General features: G+C 74.9%; 16 protein-coding genes. 5 read left to right on the top strand and 11 right to left on the bottom strand.

The annotated features are described in order from the left end of the window. Positions 1–28: 28 nt before the first annotated feature. Complete coding sequence (locus ACH5AO_RS05520) at positions 29–646, top strand: LysE/ArgO family amino acid transporter (protein WP_398922065.1); 618 nt, start codon at positions 29–31, stop codon at positions 644–646. Between the two features lie 33 nt (positions 647–679). Here the strand turns inward: ACH5AO_RS05520 and ACH5AO_RS05515 are convergent, their stop codons facing one another. From ACH5AO_RS05515 to ACH5AO_RS05505, 3 genes are all read right to left on the bottom strand, one after another. After that, the gene (locus ACH5AO_RS05515) at positions 680–1,138 is read right to left on the bottom strand and encodes a cyclic nucleotide-binding domain-containing protein (RefSeq protein WP_398922063.1); all 459 of its coding nucleotides are present in this window, start codon (positions 1,136–1,138) and stop codon (positions 680–682) included. Positions 1,139–1,411: 273 nt separating this feature from the next. Next, on the bottom strand, positions 1,412–2,899 hold the full coding sequence (locus tag ACH5AO_RS05510; RefSeq protein WP_398922061.1) for an aminotransferase class I/II-fold pyridoxal phosphate-dependent enzyme: 1,488 nt from the start codon (positions 2,897–2,899) through the stop codon (positions 1,412–1,414). A 54-nt stretch (positions 2,900–2,953) separates the two neighbouring features. Then, complete coding sequence (locus tag ACH5AO_RS05505; RefSeq protein ID WP_398922058.1) at positions 2,954–3,184, bottom strand: hypothetical protein; 231 nt, start codon at positions 3,182–3,184, stop codon at positions 2,954–2,956. A gap of 144 nt (positions 3,185–3,328) precedes the next feature. Between ACH5AO_RS05505 and ACH5AO_RS05500 the strand changes: the two genes are divergently transcribed. The 4 genes from ACH5AO_RS05500 to ACH5AO_RS05485 all read left to right on the top strand — a co-directional run bounded on the left by ACH5AO_RS05500 (position 3,329) and on the right by ACH5AO_RS05485 (position 5,547). Continuing rightward, on the top strand, positions 3,329–3,769 hold the full coding sequence (locus tag ACH5AO_RS05500) for an ATP-binding protein (RefSeq protein WP_398922056.1): 441 nt from the start codon (positions 3,329–3,331) through the stop codon (positions 3,767–3,769). Positions 3,770–3,963: 194 nt separating this feature from the next. Beyond that, positions 3,964–4,827 carry a SigB/SigF/SigG family RNA polymerase sigma factor gene (locus ACH5AO_RS05495; RefSeq protein ID WP_398922054.1) on the top strand — a complete coding sequence of 288 codons (864 nt, stop codon included), beginning with the start codon at positions 3,964–3,966 and terminating at the stop codon, positions 4,825–4,827. Positions 4,828–4,859: 32 nt separating this feature from the next. After that, entirely contained in the window at positions 4,860–5,090 is a 231-nt protein-coding gene (locus tag ACH5AO_RS05490) for a DUF5133 domain-containing protein (protein WP_398922052.1), read from the top strand. A gap of 28 nt (positions 5,091–5,118) precedes the next feature. After that, complete coding sequence (locus ACH5AO_RS05485; RefSeq protein WP_073935966.1) at positions 5,119–5,547, top strand: hypothetical protein; 429 nt, start codon at positions 5,119–5,121, stop codon at positions 5,545–5,547. An 803-nt stretch (positions 5,548–6,350) separates the two neighbouring features. Here the strand turns inward: ACH5AO_RS05485 and ACH5AO_RS05480 are convergent. From ACH5AO_RS05480 to ACH5AO_RS05445, 8 genes are all read right to left on the bottom strand, one after another. Next, positions 6,351–8,585 carry an FUSC family protein gene (locus ACH5AO_RS05480; protein ID WP_398922050.1) on the bottom strand — a complete coding sequence of 745 codons (2,235 nt, stop codon included), beginning with the start codon at positions 8,583–8,585 and terminating at the stop codon, positions 6,351–6,353. A gap of 79 nt (positions 8,586–8,664) precedes the next feature. Then, a complete protein-coding gene (locus ACH5AO_RS05475; protein WP_398922049.1) occupies positions 8,665–10,038 on the bottom strand; it encodes an NAD(P)/FAD-dependent oxidoreductase in 1,374 nt (457 codons plus the stop codon). A gap of 118 nt (positions 10,039–10,156) precedes the next feature. After that, the gene (locus ACH5AO_RS05470; protein ID WP_398922047.1) at positions 10,157–11,872 is read right to left on the bottom strand and encodes a PP2C family protein-serine/threonine phosphatase; all 1,716 of its coding nucleotides are present in this window, start codon (positions 11,870–11,872) and stop codon (positions 10,157–10,159) included. Beyond that, positions 11,869–12,921 (bottom strand): SpoIIE family protein phosphatase, encoded by a 1,053-nt coding sequence (locus tag ACH5AO_RS05465; protein ID WP_398922045.1) that lies wholly within the window; start codon positions 12,919–12,921, stop codon positions 11,869–11,871. The genes ACH5AO_RS05470 and ACH5AO_RS05465 overlap by 4 nt, the downstream gene beginning before the upstream one ends. Then, positions 12,921–13,361, bottom strand: a complete 441-nt coding sequence (locus tag ACH5AO_RS05460; protein WP_398922043.1) for an anti-sigma regulatory factor — start codon at positions 13,359–13,361, stop codon at positions 12,921–12,923. Before ACH5AO_RS05460 ends, ACH5AO_RS05465 begins: the two co-directional genes overlap by 1 nt. Further along, entirely contained in the window at positions 13,361–13,780 is a 420-nt protein-coding gene (locus tag ACH5AO_RS05455) for an STAS domain-containing protein (protein ID WP_398922041.1), read from the bottom strand. The genes ACH5AO_RS05460 and ACH5AO_RS05455 overlap by 1 nt, the downstream gene beginning before the upstream one ends. Continuing rightward, positions 13,777–14,676, bottom strand: coding sequence for an STAS domain-containing protein (locus ACH5AO_RS05450; protein ID WP_398922039.1), 900 nt, complete (start codon positions 14,674–14,676; stop codon positions 13,777–13,779). The genes ACH5AO_RS05455 and ACH5AO_RS05450 overlap by 4 nt, the downstream gene beginning before the upstream one ends. A 127-nt stretch (positions 14,677–14,803) precedes the next feature. Continuing rightward, complete coding sequence (locus tag ACH5AO_RS05445; protein ID WP_398922037.1) at positions 14,804–15,196, bottom strand: STAS domain-containing protein; 393 nt, start codon at positions 15,194–15,196, stop codon at positions 14,804–14,806. Positions 15,197–15,246: the final 50 nt, after the last annotated feature.

The raw sequence follows: 15,246 nt of genomic DNA, 5'->3' as shown, positions 1-15,246 counted from the left end.
GAACCGGCGCGCCCGTAGCGTCCTCGGCATGACCAGCGCCTTCACCACCGCCGCCGCCGGATTCGGCACCGGCCTCTCCCTCATCGTCGCCATCGGTGCCCAGAACGCCTTCGTCCTGCGCCAGGGCGTCCGCCGCGACGCCGTACTCGCCGTCGTCGGCATCTGCGCCCTGTCCGACGCGGTGCTCATCGCCCTCGGGGTCGGCGGGGTCGGCGCGGTGGTCGTGGCCTGGCCCGGCGCGCTGACGGCGGTCGGCTGGATCGGCGGCGCGTTCCTGCTCTGCTACGGCGCCCTGGCCGCCCGCCGGGTGCTGCGCCCGGCCGCCACCGGACTGGAGACGGCGGGCGAGGCGGCGGGCTCGCGGCGCCGGGCCGTGCTCACCTGCCTCGCCATGACCTGGCTCAATCCGCACGTCTACCTCGACACGGTGTTCCTGCTGGGCTCGGTCGCCGCCGACCACGGCCCGCTGCGCTGGACCTTCGGCCTCGGTGCCGTACTGGCCAGCGTCTGCTGGTTCGCGGCGCTCGGCTTCGGCGCCCGGCTGCTGAGCCGCTTCCTGGCCCGGCCCACCGCCTGGCGGGTCCTGGACGGGCTGGTCGCCGCCACCATGGTCGTCCTCGGTCTGACGCTCATCGCGGGAGCCTGACGCCGCCGCACGGGGCCACCGGGCGCGGGACCGCTACAGCGCCCCGCTGCGCCGGTGCATCGCGTACTGCTCCATCAGCTTGCCGCGCGTCGTCTCCAGCCGGTGGGCGAGCACCTCGGCGACGCTGCGCACCAGGATCATCCCGAGCGGCGGGTCCTCCTCGCAGAGCCGGAGCACGGCCGCCGCGTCGAACTCGTAGGCGCGCACCGGGCTGAAGGCCACGGCGCCGAAGTCCCACCGGTGGGGCGGGAACAGCCACGACCAGCCCAGCAGGTCACCCGCGCCGAGGCCGGCGACGGTCACCCGGCGCAGGTCGCTCACCCGCTGGTCCAGCGAGACCGCGCCGGAGCGGATCACCCAGAACCGGTCGGCGGTGCCGCCCGTCTCGAAGATGCGGGTGTCCTCGGGGAAGGACACCTCCCGCGCCAGTGCCATCAGGCGCTCGCGCTGCGGCGGAGGCAGGGCGGTCAGGAGTTTGATCGCTTTGGTCATGACGCGGGGCTCCTCGCCGGGCATTCGGTTCCGGTGCTTTCCCTACGTTCATTTCAGCCGCTGCGGCCGTTCGGGGCACCTCGGCGGACACGAGAGCTCCGGTTCCCGCCGCCGGTCCCGCCCGGGCATGAAAAAGCCCTGGCTGGACGGGGGAAGCCAGCCAGGGCCGTAAGCGGTGGTGTCCGGAGGACGGAATGTCGACTCCGCCACCACGTGTGAATGAACGATAAACCATTCTGGTGGTGCTCCGGTAATCGGGCCGCGTGACCTGTTTCACCGGCCCCGGTCGGCGCGCTCGTCCACGACCCGGACCGTCTCCAGGCCGGGGTCCGACGGATCCGGCAGGTGCATGCCCGCGGCCAGCCCCGTCCGCAGATAGCGGAGCACGGGCCCGGTGAGCCGTTCGCCCGGCAGGACGGCCGGGATGCCGGGCGGGTACGGCGTGATCATCTCGGCCGCGACCCGTCCGGCGGCCCGGGCCACCGGCACCTCCTCGGCCGGGCCGAAGAACGCGTCCCGCGGCAGCAGCGCCTGCTCCATCCGCAGGTCGCCCGGCGACGGCACATCCACCTCCGGCGTCCGGGGCAGGGACCGCGCCGCCCGCCCCAGGTCCCGCAGCGCCGACAGCAGCTCCCCGGTCGTCTCCCGGTCGTCGCCGTGGGTGATCTGCATGCCGATCCGGCGGTGGTCCACCAGGTGCGCGTCGATACCGCGGTGCTCGCGCAGCCAGTCCGCCGCCCGGTATCCCGTGATGCCGAGGCCCTCGAGATCGATCACCCCGGGCAGCGGGTCGAAGTCGTCCGCCAGCCCCGGGCCGCAGAAGTCGTCCCGGTCGTCGACGTGCATGCCGTCGATCTCCTCGATCGCGGCCCGGACCTCGCCGGCGAGCGCCAGCGCCGCCCCCATCAGCTCCTTGCCGCGCAGGGCCATCTGGCGCCGCCAGCCGTCGAGACCCGCGAAGATCAGCACCGACGGGCTGGTGGTCCCCAGCAGATCGGCGCGCGTGCCCAGCAGCGCCGGCGGCACCAGGTCGCCCTGCAGGTGGAACACCGAGCCCTGCTCCAGACCGCTGCCCATCTTGTGGATGCTGGTCACGCAGATGTCGGCGCCCGCGTCCATCGCCCAGGACGGCAGATCGGGATGGAAGGGCAGGTGCGCGCCCCAGGCCTCGTCCACGATCAGCGGGCGCGAGCGACGGTGGCACACCTCGGCGATGTCCCGCAGCGACGCGCAGGCGCCGTACGGCGTCGGACTGGTCACCAGCGCCCCGCGCGCGTCCGGGTGGGCCTCGAAGGCCCGCTCGAAGTCGTCCGCCGACGGCGGGTGCGCGAGGTGCCGCCCGGCGTCCCACCGCGGCTCCACCCACACCGGCTCGATCCCGGACAGGATCAGCCCGGACACCACCGACTTGTGGGCGTCCCGCCCGATCAGCAGCTTCTCGTGCGGCCCCGCGACCGACAGCATCGCCGCCTTGACCGACAGGGAGCTCCCGCACGTGCTGAAGAAGGTGTGCTCGGCGTGGACCGCGTCGGCCATCAGCTCCTGGGCCCGCTGCAGCACCCGGCCCCGCACGAGCCGGTCGTCCAGACCGCCCGACGCCAGTACGTCGCCCAGGAACACCGCGTCCCCGAGCACCTCGCGCACCGCGGGATCCGCCCCGCGGGCCTGCTTGTGCCCGGGGGGCGTGAAGCCCAGCCGCCCGCTGCGGTGGTAGTCCTCCAGTGCTTCCAGAACCGGCGCCCGGCTGTGATCGACCGTCATGGGGCCCGGGTGCCCGGGAACGCCGGGGCCCAATCCGCGGGCCCCGGCCCCGGCTCAGCCCTCCGCCGCGTGCTTGCCCGGCGTCAGGATCTCGTCCAGCACCCGCAGTACGACCCCGTAGGCCACCCCGCGCACCTCGGCGTCGCGCGCCGCGCCGGGATCGCCGGTGTCCGCCCGCCCGAGCTCCTCACCCCGGGACCGCCAGGTCCGTTCCTCGCGCGCCGCGCAGGCCCGTGCCCGCTGGATGCGCCGCATCAGTTCGTCCGAGTCCACCACATCGGTCATACCGTCCGCGTACCCCCGTACGCGGATCGGACGACACGGGTGCGGGCGACGGCCGGGAGGTTTGCCGTTACCAGGACAGGTGAGCCGAAAAGGGATGCACGAGGCGTTCTCCGCCGATTCCGTCACCGACCAGGGAGCCGCACGATGTATGAGGAGTACACGGCCGAACCCCTCCGACCGTCCGGCGCGCACCGGAACGGATCCCCCTGCCCGTGCCGCCCGGCCGAGGTCCGCGAGGCCGTCACGCGGGCGGTGTCCGAACGCTGCCGGGCCACCCGCACCCCCTGCGACACCGAGGCCCTGGCGGACGTCCTGCTCGTCGCCTCCGAACTCACCACCAACGCCATGCTGCACGGCGGCGGGGTCACCGACTTCCAGGTCGACGTGAGCGGCCTCGACGTGCGTCTGTCGGTGAGCGACCGCAGCGACGAGCTGCCCGTCGCCGTGGAGCCGGCCGACCGGCAGGGACGCCGCCGTCCGGGCGGTCACGGCTGGCCCATCGTCTGCCGGCTCTCCCGCGACGTCCGGGTGTCCGACCTGCCCGCCGGAGGCAAGTGCATCACCGCCGTGGTGCCCCTGCCCTGACCGGCCGGAACGGAACCCGGCACATCGGGTGACGAAGCGGAGTTTGTTCCACCGGCGAGGGGGCAATCGGAGGTTCGTGCTTCGGACCGGAGGCGCGCCAGCGGGAGTGGTACGGCCACTGTGGACCCTCCGGGCGTCCCGGTGACCGCCCTCCCGCGGTAGATCCCTGAAACCACCGTTCGGGAGCGAACCGCATGCTCATTGACACGACCGCCCATCGTTCCGGCCCCTCCGACACGACGACCGCCGCCCCCCGCAGGCGGCACGACGACGCCCCCGACACCGCCGCCCTCTTCACCCGGCTGGCCTCCCTGGAGGAGGGCCCCGAGCGGGACGCCGTCCGGGACGAGCTCGTCACCGCGTGGCTGCCCATGGCCCACCGCATCGCCGGCCGCTTCCGCGACCGCGGCGAGGCCGTCGAGGACCTGCGCCAGGTGGCCGCCCTGGGCCTGGTGAAGGCCATCGACCGCTTCGACCCGAGCCGCGGGGCCTTCGAGAGCTACGCCGTCCCCACCATCACCGGCGAGGTCAAGCGGCACTTCCGCGACCGGATGTGGGCCCTGCGCGTGCCCCGCCGGGTGCAGGAACTGCGCAACAAGGTGCGGGTGGCCCGGCGCGAACTCACCCAGAACCCCGGCAGCCCCGAGCCGTCCGTGGCGGACATCGCCGCCCACACCGGGCTGACCGAGGAGGAGGTCGGCGCCGGCATGGAGGCCCTGGAGAGCTTCAGCACCCTCTCCCTGGACGCGGAACTGTCCTCCGACGACGACGGCTACAGCCTCGCCGACACCCTCGGCGCCGCGGACGCCTCCTACGACATCGTCGTCGACCGGGAGTCCGCCAAGGAGGGCCTGCGCAGGCTGCCGGAGCGCGAACGCGCCATCCTCTACATGCGTTTCTTCGAGGACATGACCCAGAGCCGCATCGCCGACCGGCTGGGCATCTCCCAGATGCACGTCTCCCGTCTCATCAGCCGCAGCTGCGCCCGGGTGCGCGCCGACGTGATGGGACAGCGCACCGGCCGCCGCGGTACCGGCGGACACTCGGCGACGGCGTGAGCGCCGCCCGCCCCCACCAGGAAGCGAGACACATGCTGAGGCCCCACCCCACCGTGCTGCGCCGGCTCGTCGAGGAGTACGAGGCCCTGACGGCGGCCCGAGGTGGACCGGCCGGCCCGGACCCGCAGACCGCCGACCTGGCGTACACCCTGTGCGTGACGACCGGCACCCGCGACGTACGCCACGCGCTCGTCACCGCGCGCGGCTGGCTGGCGACGGCGGGACAGGACGCCCCCGGGGCCGGCACCCCGGCCGCCGTATGACCCGCGGCGTGCGGGGAACCCGAAGCGGATGAGCGAATCCGAGATTCCCCCGGAAGGCAGGCCCGTGGACGTCTATCTCGACCTCCTGCGGGTCAGGATGGACACCGAGGACTACCGGCTCCTGCTCCACGTGGTGGAGCCGGTCCTCCAGGCGATCGAGGAACACCGGCTGTCCGGCATGGACCTCGCGCTGGACGGCGGGGACGAGGAACTCCCCCAGGAGGTGCGCGACGAGGCCGCCCTCGTCATCGCCACCGCCGTCACCGGCCGCCTGGACAACGAGGTGGTCGAGCTGGAGGTCGACGAGACCGGACCGGTCCGGGTGGTCACCGACGCGGCGACCGCCGCCGACCCCTCCCGCCTGGACGAGATCGCCGACTACATCAGGGACCGCCACCGCCAGAACGAGGAACTGCGCGGCATCGCCGAGGCCAGCGGCCTCCCCACCGACTTCTGAACCCCGCCCGTGGGGGCGGGCCCCGCCCCCCCCCCGGCCCCCCCCCCCCGGGGGGGCCCCCCCCCCCCGCGGGGGCCCCCCGCGGCGGCGCCGGGGCCCCCCCCCCCCCCCCCCCCCCCCCCCCCCCCCCCCGGCCCCCCCCCCCCCCCCCCCCCCCCCCCCCCCCCCCCCGGGCGGGGCCCGACCGGCCCGGCGGTTCACCGTCCGGCTCGCGGCGGCGCCGACGGCGCCCGGGCACGGGCGAGGGCGAGGGCGAACGCATGACGCCACGGACACGCGCTGTCTCGGTCGGCGTCCGCACGGGCGTGTGGGGCCGGGTCGGTGGTCCGCGGGGTGGTGGGTGGTCCTGGTGGCGGCGTGCGGGTGCCGGGCGGGGGTGGAACAGGGGAGCGCTGTCCTGGCCGGGCGTGCGTACGGGCGCGGGGACCGGGGCGGCGGCCTGCCGGGTGGCCGGTGGCGGTGTGCGGGTGCCGGGCGGAGGCGGGGACGGGAGGGTTGTCCCGGTCGGCGTACGCGTGGGTGCGTGGCCAGGGCGGAGACGGGCGCGCTGTCTCGGTCGGCGTCCGCATGGGGGTGTGGGCTGGGGCGGTGGTCCTGGTGGCGTTGTGCGGGTGCTGGGCGGGGGCGGAACTGGGGAGTGCTGTCCTGACCGGGTGTGCGTACGGGCGCGGGACCGGGGGCGGCGCGGCCTGCAGGGTGGCCGGTGACGGCGTCCGGGTGCCGGGTGAGGGTGGGCGCGTGGGTCGGCGTGGGCGGGCACCCGGTCGTCAGGGGAGGTGTCCGGGCGCGCCGGGGACCGCGGCTCAGCGGTCGGGGGTCCTCACCGGGACGCCCAGCGGCCGGGCGAGGCCCACCACGGCCTCGTCCAGGCGCTCCAGGTGGCGCAGCACCCGGCCGGTGACGCGGCCGTAGCGGGCGGTGTCCTCGCCGCCCAGGAGGGACGCGATGCTCGGCCCGGTCTCGACCGGCACGGTGACGTCCTCGTCGGCGACGCGGTCCGCGATCGTCACGATGTTGCGCACCGTGCGCCCCGCCGCCCCGCGCAGCCGGGGGTCCGCCGCGATCGACGGATGGGCCGGCAACAGCTCCGCCGTGGCCGCCAGCGAGCGCGCGTGGTACGCGCACGTCTCGAGCAGCGCCACCACGTAGCGCGCGGTGGTGCGCCGGGCCCGCAACGGGGTGACCGGATGCGTCAGCGGCTGGGTGGCGGAGCGCAGGTCGCCCAGCGCCTGGTCCAGCCGCCGCGCCTGGTCCAGCAGGTCGCCGGCGGGACCGCCACTGAGCTGGCCGACGGCGGCCTCGGTCACCTCGGCGAGCCGCTCCAGCACGGTGACCAGCAGCTCGTCGGTGCGCCGGTCGGTACGCACCGGCAGCACCAGCGCCGCCGCGACCACCCCGCAGGCCGCGCCCAGCGCCGTCTCCTCCACCCGCAGCACCAGCACCTCCCAGCTGTAGGTGTGCAGCAGGGTGTAGAGCAGCCCGAGCATCGCCGTCACGAAGAACGACATCAGCGTGTAGGACAGCGGCGCCGTGTAGAACATGGCGAAGATCAGCACCAGCACCAGCGCGAACGCCGTCCAGGTGTGCCGGCCCACCAGGGCGGCCAGCAGGATGCCGGCGACGACGCCGAACACCGTGCCGAGGAGCCGCCGGTAGCCCTTGACCAGGATCTCGCCGGTCGAGGCCGTGTTGATGAAGACGATCCAGCAGGTCAGCACCGCCCAGTACCAGCGGTGCGCGGACAGCAGCTCACCCCCGACGATGGCCAGCGTCGAGCCCACCGAGACCTGCACGGCGGCGCGCGTGGTGGGCCGGCGCAGCCCCTTCGGCTCCTCGGCCGGCTCGCTCTTCTCGCCGGCGTCGATGGCGGCGTCCTCGGCGTCCAGCTCCTCCCGCGAGCGCGCCGTCGCCGGGCTGTCGTCCGACTCGTCCTGCGGCCCCTCCAGCGCGACGCGCAGCCCCATGACGGCGCGCGCGGTCTCGCCGACCGCCCGGAACACGTCCCGCACCGCCGGGGTGGCGACCGGCAGGTTCTCCTCGTCCCGGTAGCCGAGCAGCCGGTTGCGCAGCTGGGCCACGCCCGCCCCGCCGGCCCCGGCGCGCACCACCAGCGCGCGCAGCGCGAGCAGGTCCCGTCGCAGTGCGGCCGCGGCCTCGTCCGGGCCGGGCAGCCGGCCCACCTCCGGGGCGGGCGCGCCGGGCAGGTGCAGGGTGAGGGTGTCCGCCCGCTGGGCGCTGCGCGCCGACAGCAACTGCAGGCCGAGCCGCTCGGCGGCGATCTCCGCGTCCGCGATCCGGCGCTGCACCAGTCGCGCCGTCGACTCGTCCGGTGTGCCCTCCTCCAGCCGGCTCTGGATCATCAGGGCCGTCTCGTGCAGCCGCGCGGTGCCCTCCCGCATGTCCTCCAGGGCCTTGTCCACGTCGTCGGGACCGGCGTCCAGCAGCGCCAGCTGCGCGGAGACGAGCCGGGCCAGCCGGGCCCGGAAGGCCTGGCGCAGCCGCAGGAGCAGACCGGCGGGCGTCACGGGGACGACGGCGAACCGCACCAGGGCGCTGCACGCGAACGCGACGGCCAGGGCCGCCCACAGCCCCGGAAGCTGCGCGGTGGAGGCACCGACGAACAGCGACAGGAAGTAGACCTGGAAGCCGATCAGGCCGAGCGCGGTCCCGCGCTCCCCGAACCGGCGGCCGTACACCGCGGCGAAGATGAGCACGACGAAGAAGGCGTCCCCGACGACGACCCGCTCGCCGAGCACCGCGCCCAGCGACACGGACACCAGCGCGACGGGCAGGCCGACGGCCAGCGTGAGGGCCTGGGCGCCGCGCCGCCTCTCCCGGATGGCGAAGGTGGCGACCATCGCCGCCATCGCCCCCGCCACCAGGTGGGTGACGTCGAACCCCGCCGAGGCGAGCACGGCCAGCGTCAGCGCGATCGCGCCCACCGTCCGCAGTCCGGCCGTCAGCCGCAGCAGACCGGGGTCGGACGCCGCCAGGTGGTCCCGCAGCCGTGTCCGTACCGAGCGTCCCGCCGCCTTCACTCCACCGCACTCTCTCCCGTCGTGCGCCCCCGCCCGGATCCCTCCGCCGCCGGGCGCGAACCGTCCCCCGCCCCCGGGGTCACCGCGCCGCCCGGCCCGCCTCCGCGACGTGCTCCCGCACCTGCTCCGGCGTCAGATAGGCGTCCAGGTACTCGAAGTCCCGCAGGTTGCCCGGCTTGTGCGCCTGGAATCCGGTGCGCACGAAATCGTCGCCGGCGACCGCGTTCAGCAGCCAGTTGGTCATCACCCGCGTCTTGGCGACACCGGTGCGCAGCGCCGACCAGTGGTAGCCGCGGGCCACCGCCTGGGCGGGCAGGCCGTGCAGTTCGACGCCGAGCGGCTTGGACACCGCGTCGGTGCCGCCGAGGTCCACCACGAGCCCGAGGTCCTTGTGGACGTACGGCCGCCTCGGCAGGCCCCGCAGCGTCGCGATGACGTTCTCCGCGACGTGCCGGCCCTGCCGCAGGGCGTGCTGCGCGGTCGGCGGGCACACGGCGTCGTCGCCCTTGGCCACGTCGGGCACCGCCGCCGCGTCGCCGAGCGCGAACACCCCGTCGTGACCCGGCAGGCACATGTCCGCGTTGACCGCGAGCCGCCCCCGGACGGTCTCCGCGTCGAGCGTGGCGATGAGCGGGCTGGCGACCACGCCGGCGGTCCAGATCAGGGTGCGGGTGGGCACCACCCGGCCGTCGGTGAAGGTGACCTCCTCGGCGCCTGCCTTCGCGATGGAGACGCCCAGCGAGATCTCGATGCCGCGCCGGATCAGGATCTCCTGCGCGCTGCGCCCGAGCTTCTCGCCCAGTTCGGGCATCAGTTTCGGCGCGATGTCGATGAGGTGCCACTTGATCAGGCCCGGGTCGAGGCGCGGGTAGCGCTTGACGGCGGCGTGCGTCAGCCGCTGCAGGCAGGCCGCGGTCTCGGTGCCCGCGTAGCCGCCGCCGACGACCACGAACTGCAGCCGCGAGGCCCGCTCGGCCGGATCGTGGCTGGCGTCGGCCAGGTCGAGCTGGGAGATGACGTGGTCGCGCAGGTAGGCGGCCTCGGCGAGCGACTTGAGCCCGAAGGCGTGGTCCGTCAGCCCCGGGATGTCGAAGGTGCGGGTGACGCTGCCGGGGGCCAGCACGATGTAGTCGTACGGCTCGTCGACGACCTCGCCGTTGACGAGCCGTACGACACAGACCTTGGACTTCAGGTCCACGCCGATGGCCCCGCCCGGGATGATCCGGGTGCGGTACCTCTCGCTGCGGCGCAGGGAGAGCGCGACCGACTGCGGGGTCAGCACGCCGGAGGCCACCTGGGGGAGCAGCGGCAGGTAGAGCTGGTAGGAGAACGGCGTCACCAGCGTGAGCTCGGCCTCGTTCGGGGCGAGCCTGCGCTCCAGCCGGCGCACGCACTCCACGCCGGCGAAACCTGCGCCCACCACCAGGATCCTGGGTCGTGTCACGGTCTCCATCCCTTCCTGCGGCTCCAGGGGTCTGCCTCGAACATCGACAACTGACGCGTGCCCCTGTTCGGCACCACGATGCCCGTACCTTCGCCGGAACGCACCGGGAAGGGATCCGGCGGCCGGTTCAGCCGCGCAGGTGGCACAGGAGAAGGCAGACGTCGTCGTCGCGTTCGGAGTCGCTGAGCAGCGGGCGCAGGATCCGGTCCGCCGAGTCCTCCAGGTCCGCGTCCAGCTCCGCGGAACCGAACGAGCCCAGGGCCGCCGCGAGCCGTTCGATGCCCGGGTCGATGCCCCGGGCGCGCCGTTCCACCAGCCCGTCCGTGTAGAGCGCGAGCGTCGAACCGGGCGTCAGCCGCTCGGTGTGGTCGGCGATGTCCTGCCGCAGCGGGATGCCGAGCATCGCACCGGGCTTGGCGTCCAGGGTGCGCACCCGCCCGTCGGGCAGCCGCAGCACCGGCGGCGGATGACCGGCGGCGGCCCAGGTCAATGTCCGCCCGTCCGGATGGAACCGCGCGATGACCGCCGTGGCGAACAGGTCGGGCTGGAGGTGGCGCAGATACCCGTGCAGCCGGGTCAGCAGCCGGCCGGGGCTGTCGCCGTCGACCGCGTAGGCGCGCAGCGCGGTGCGCAGCTGGCTCATCATCACCGCCGCGTGCAGCCCGTGCCCGGTCACGTCGCCGATGACGGTGATCAGACCGCCGTCGCGCTGCCGGAACGCGTCGTACCAGTCGCCGCCGATGTTCAGCCCGTGCGTGGCGGGGAGGTAGCGCGCGGCCAGGCTCAGGCCCGGCGTCGTCGGCAGCTCGGTGAGCAGGGCGCGCTGCAGCGTCTCGGCGATGTCACGGTTGTGCTCGAAGCGGCGGGCGTTGTCGAGGGCGGTGGCGGCCCGCCGGGCGAGCTCGAGCAGCATCACGGCGTCGTCCGGGTCCCAGCGCTCACCGGGCGGCGACAGCGTCAGCACCCCCAGCGGCGCCCGGCGGGTCAGCAGCGGGACGCAGAGCAGCGGCCGGCCGGGATCCAGGGCCGAGGCGGGCTGGTCGTCGACCCCGGGCAGACCGCCGGGGTGGTCGGCCGCGTACTGCGGCCGCCCGGTGCGGGCCGCGCGGACCGCCGCGCGCGGGTGGGACGTGGGCCGGTACCGGTCGTCCTCCTGGTCGAACAGCCACACGTCCACGCGGTCGGCGTACCGCGGCACCAGCAGCTCCGGCAGTCGGCGCACGATCTCGTCGTGGTTGAGCGAGGCGTTCAGCACGGCGCTCGCGTCCGCCAGGAACGTCAGCCTGCGGCGCGCGTTCTCCGCCTCCTCGCGCGCCCGGCGCTCGGCGGCGAACGCCTCGCGCTGCGCGCGTCCCGCCGCGTCCAGCTCGGCGTGCAGCGCCAGGACGCCCTGGTTGGTCTGGTGCAGCTCCTCCCGGTGGAAGGCGACCAGTTCCTCCTGCTCGGCGAGCCTGTCCAGCACCACGGCCGTGTCCTCGTCGGCGCCCAACAGCGCCTCGGACAGCCCGGCCGGGTCCTCCGGCACCGGGCCGGCGTCGGATGTCCGGCCCGGCGCGGGGCACGGGACGGTCACCGTCCACCCGGCGCGGTCGGCGGCGCCCGCACCGGGTGCCGGCACCACCGCGGCGTGCAGCGTCCCCGCCCCGGCGGACGGACCGGGGCCGTCCAGGGTGAGCACCCAGACGCCGCCCTTGGTGAGGCACTGCCGCAGCCGGCCGCTGAGCTCCGCGGCCAGCCGGGCGCGTTCCACGGTGGGCACCCCGTGCGCCGCCGCCAGCCGGGCCACGGCGATACGGGCGCGGGCCGCGTCCGTGACGGTCCGGATCCGCCAGGTGCGCGTCATGGGCGGTCCGGCGGGGCGGGGGCCAGCACGGCCACGGCGGTGTCGTCCCGCACCGGGCGCGCCGGGCTCCCGGCGTCCCGGACGGCCACGGCGGCCGTCACGGCCGGATCGGCCGGCGGCACCCCCGTGTCCGGGGGCGGCGTCCAGCGGCCGGGCAGACCGTCGGTGTGCAGGATCAGCAGGCTCTCCGCGCTCCAGGCGACCTCCTCCTCGCGCACGGTGCCTGGCCGGTGCACCCCGACGATGCCGGGCCGGGACAGCAGGGTCCGCCAGTGGTCGCCCTCCCGCAGCCGGGCCGTCACATTGCCGATCCCCGCGAAGCGCAGCCGCCCGGCCCAGGTGTCGAGCTGCGCCACGGCGACGGCCGCGCCCCGGGTGCCGGCCAGTGCCGTGTGGAGCTTCGGCAGGCACTCGGCGGGCGGGAGCCGGGCCCAGTGGCGCAGCTCCTCGACGGCGGCGGACGAGGCGCGCGCGGCCTCGCTCCCGTGGCCCAGCCCGTCGGCCAGCATCAGGGTCAGCCGGTCACCGGACCTGACCCAGGCCCAGGCGTCCCCCGAGAAGTCCGCCCCGGCGAACGGGACGTTCACCCCGCCGACGCGCACACCGGGGGCCCCGGCGGAGCCCGCGCCGGCGGCGGAGCCGATGCGGGCCACCGCCACGGTGCCCCGGCCGAGGGCGCTGTGCAGAGCGAAGTCGTCGGCCAGACGCCGGCAGGTGCCCAGGCCCGCGCCGAGCGAGTCGGTGGTGGAGAACCCGTCCCGCAGCGCACCGCCCACATCGGCGATCCCCGGTCCGTGGTCGAGCGCGGTGATCTGCACGACCCGTCCCGGCCGGCCCTCACCCGGTACGGGCGGGTCCACGACGTCGACGACCGCCTCTCCCGCCTGCGCGTGCTTGACGAGGTTGGTGGCGAGCTCGGTCGCCACCAGCGCCGCGGCGGCGGTGCGTTGGTCGTCGAGCCCGGCCGCCGCCGCGGCCTCCTCCGCCGCGACCCGGACGTCGCGCACCCGGGTCGAGTCCTGCACCGGCACGTACCGGACGCGGGGCATCAGACGTCCTCACGCCGGCGCGGCGGCCGGTTCACCCATGAGGTCACCCGCACCGTGGTCCCCGACCCCGGGACGCTCTCGACCTCGAAGTCGTGCACCAGGCGCCGGGCGCCGCCCAGCCCCATCCCCAGCCCGCCGCCGGAGGTGTAGCCGTCGCTGAGCGCCCGGTCGAGGTCGGGGATGCCGGGGCCCGAGTCGCTGAAGGCCAGCCGCAGCCCGTCGACCCCGCCGTCGGTGACGTGCGACGCCTCCATCAGGCCGCCCCCGCCGTGCACCAGGGCGTTGCGGGCCAGTTCACTGGCGGCGGTCACCAGTTTCGTCTGGTCCACCAGACCGAAGCCGAGCCGGGCGGCGGCCTGCCGCACATGCTGACGTACCCACACCAGGTCCATGTCCGACCGGATGGGCAGGCGGGCCTCGACGCCCGCGGCGGTGGACATCACGGACTCTCCTCGCGCACGCCGCCGGAACGCGGCTGCGCGACGGGCTGCGCGAGAAGCTCCATCGCCGCCTCGGTGGTGAGCGCGGTCCGCACCCCCGGCAGCGTCAGACCCAGCTCCACCAGGGTGATGGCGACCGCGGGCCGCATGCCGGCCACCACGGTGCGCGCGGCCAGCAGCTCCGTCTGCGCCGCGGTCTCGGCCAGCACCCGCCCGAGGAAGGAGTCGACGACCTCCACCCCGGAGATGTCGATGACCACCCCCGTGGCCCCGCTGCGGGTGATCGTCTCGGAGAGGTCCTGCTGGAGCTGGTGCGCCGTGCTGTCGTACAGGTCCCCCTGGAGGGTGACCAGCAGAACGTCACCGAGCCTGAGGACCGGCACGTGTCCCGCGACCGGGCGGGCGAACCCCTCGTTCACCGTCGGCCCGCTCCGTCGGGGGCCGCGTGCACGATGTTCGCCCCCAGCTCGTGCAGGCAGTACCCGAGTGCGTCGGCGAGGCTCGCCCGCGTCTTCACCGTGCCGAGGTCCAGCCCCAGGTGAACGATGGTCTGCGCGATCGCCGGACGGATGCCGGACACCACGCACTCCGCGCCCATCAGCCGGGCGGCGGCGACCGTCTTCATCAGGTGCTGCGCCACCAGGGAGTCGACCGTCGGCACACCGGTGATGTCGAGGATCGCGAACCGGGCGTGCTGGTCGACGACCGCGTTCAGCAGGGTCTCCATCACCACCTGGCTGCGGGCGCTGTCCAGCGTCCCGATCAGCGGGACCGCCACGATGCCGTCCCACAGCTTGATCACCGGTGTCGCCACCTCCAGCAACTGGAGCCGCTGCCGGTCGATGAGGGACTGCGTCTCGCTCAGCGCCGTCTGCATGGCCACCAGACGCAGCGTGCCCAGGAGCATGCTGAGCGTGGTCGACCACGCCCGCAGTTCCTCGGGCGACGCCTGGTCCGATTCGGCGACCAGGAGATTCTCGGCCGGCGGCCACAGCGCCGCCAGCTCGCTCGACACCTGTGTGGTGGACAGCCCCGCGCGGGAGCGGGCCGCCCCCATCCGGGCCAGCTGCTCGCGCACCGCCGAGAAGCCCGCGGCATCCGGGTCCTCGACCTGCTGCGCGTCGGCGACCTGGGCCAGCGCGTCGACGACCGCCTTCCCCGCCTCCACCGCCTCGTCGCGCGAGACCGTGAACACCGTACGGAACAGGGGTTCGTCCGCCCACCGCTGGGCGATCTGCTCGCGCCGCCGCCGCAGGAAGTCCCTGACCTCGTGCGCCGGTGTTCCGGGTGCTCCGTCCGCTACGTGCTCCGGCACCTGTTTCCTCTCCTCGTCGTCATCGCGCCGCACCGCGCCCGAACGTCGGGACCGCGGTGTGACCTCGGCCGGGTGGCCCTTCCGGCCGGGCTCCGACGCCGTCCGCGCCGGACCCCACGGGCCGTGCTCAGACCTCCGGTTCGACCGGGGTCCCCGGCAGCGCGTCCACGCGCTCCAGCGCCTCGTCGACGCTCTCCGAGACGGGCACGGTGATGCTCACCCCCGTCAGGTCCAAAATGCGGCGCACCGCGGAGGTGGGGGAGATGATGTGCACGCTCCCCGGCAGCTCGCGGGCCTCCTGGTAGACCCGGAGGATGATGTTCATGCCGGACGAGTCCATGAAGGGGACCGCCGACAGGTCGAGCAGGAAGTGCCGGCGGCCGTGATGGAGCTGGTTCGCCAGGTGGTGCTGGAACTCGGTCGCCGTGTCGACGTCCAAGTACCCCTCCACGGTGAGCAGCGCCACGTCCTCCCGCGGCAGGGTCACCTCGACGGACAACGGGTCCTGGGCAATGGGCACGAGTACCTCCAACAAGGTGATCAAGCTCTTCGTCGCGCAGCCGCGCGTAC

It is taken from the genome of Streptomyces sp. NPDC018964, assembly GCF_044390325.1.
In the GTDB taxonomy this organism is placed as follows: domain Bacteria; phylum Actinomycetota; class Actinomycetes; order Streptomycetales; family Streptomycetaceae; genus Streptomyces.
This window is presented reverse-complemented; position numbering and strand designations above follow the sequence as displayed.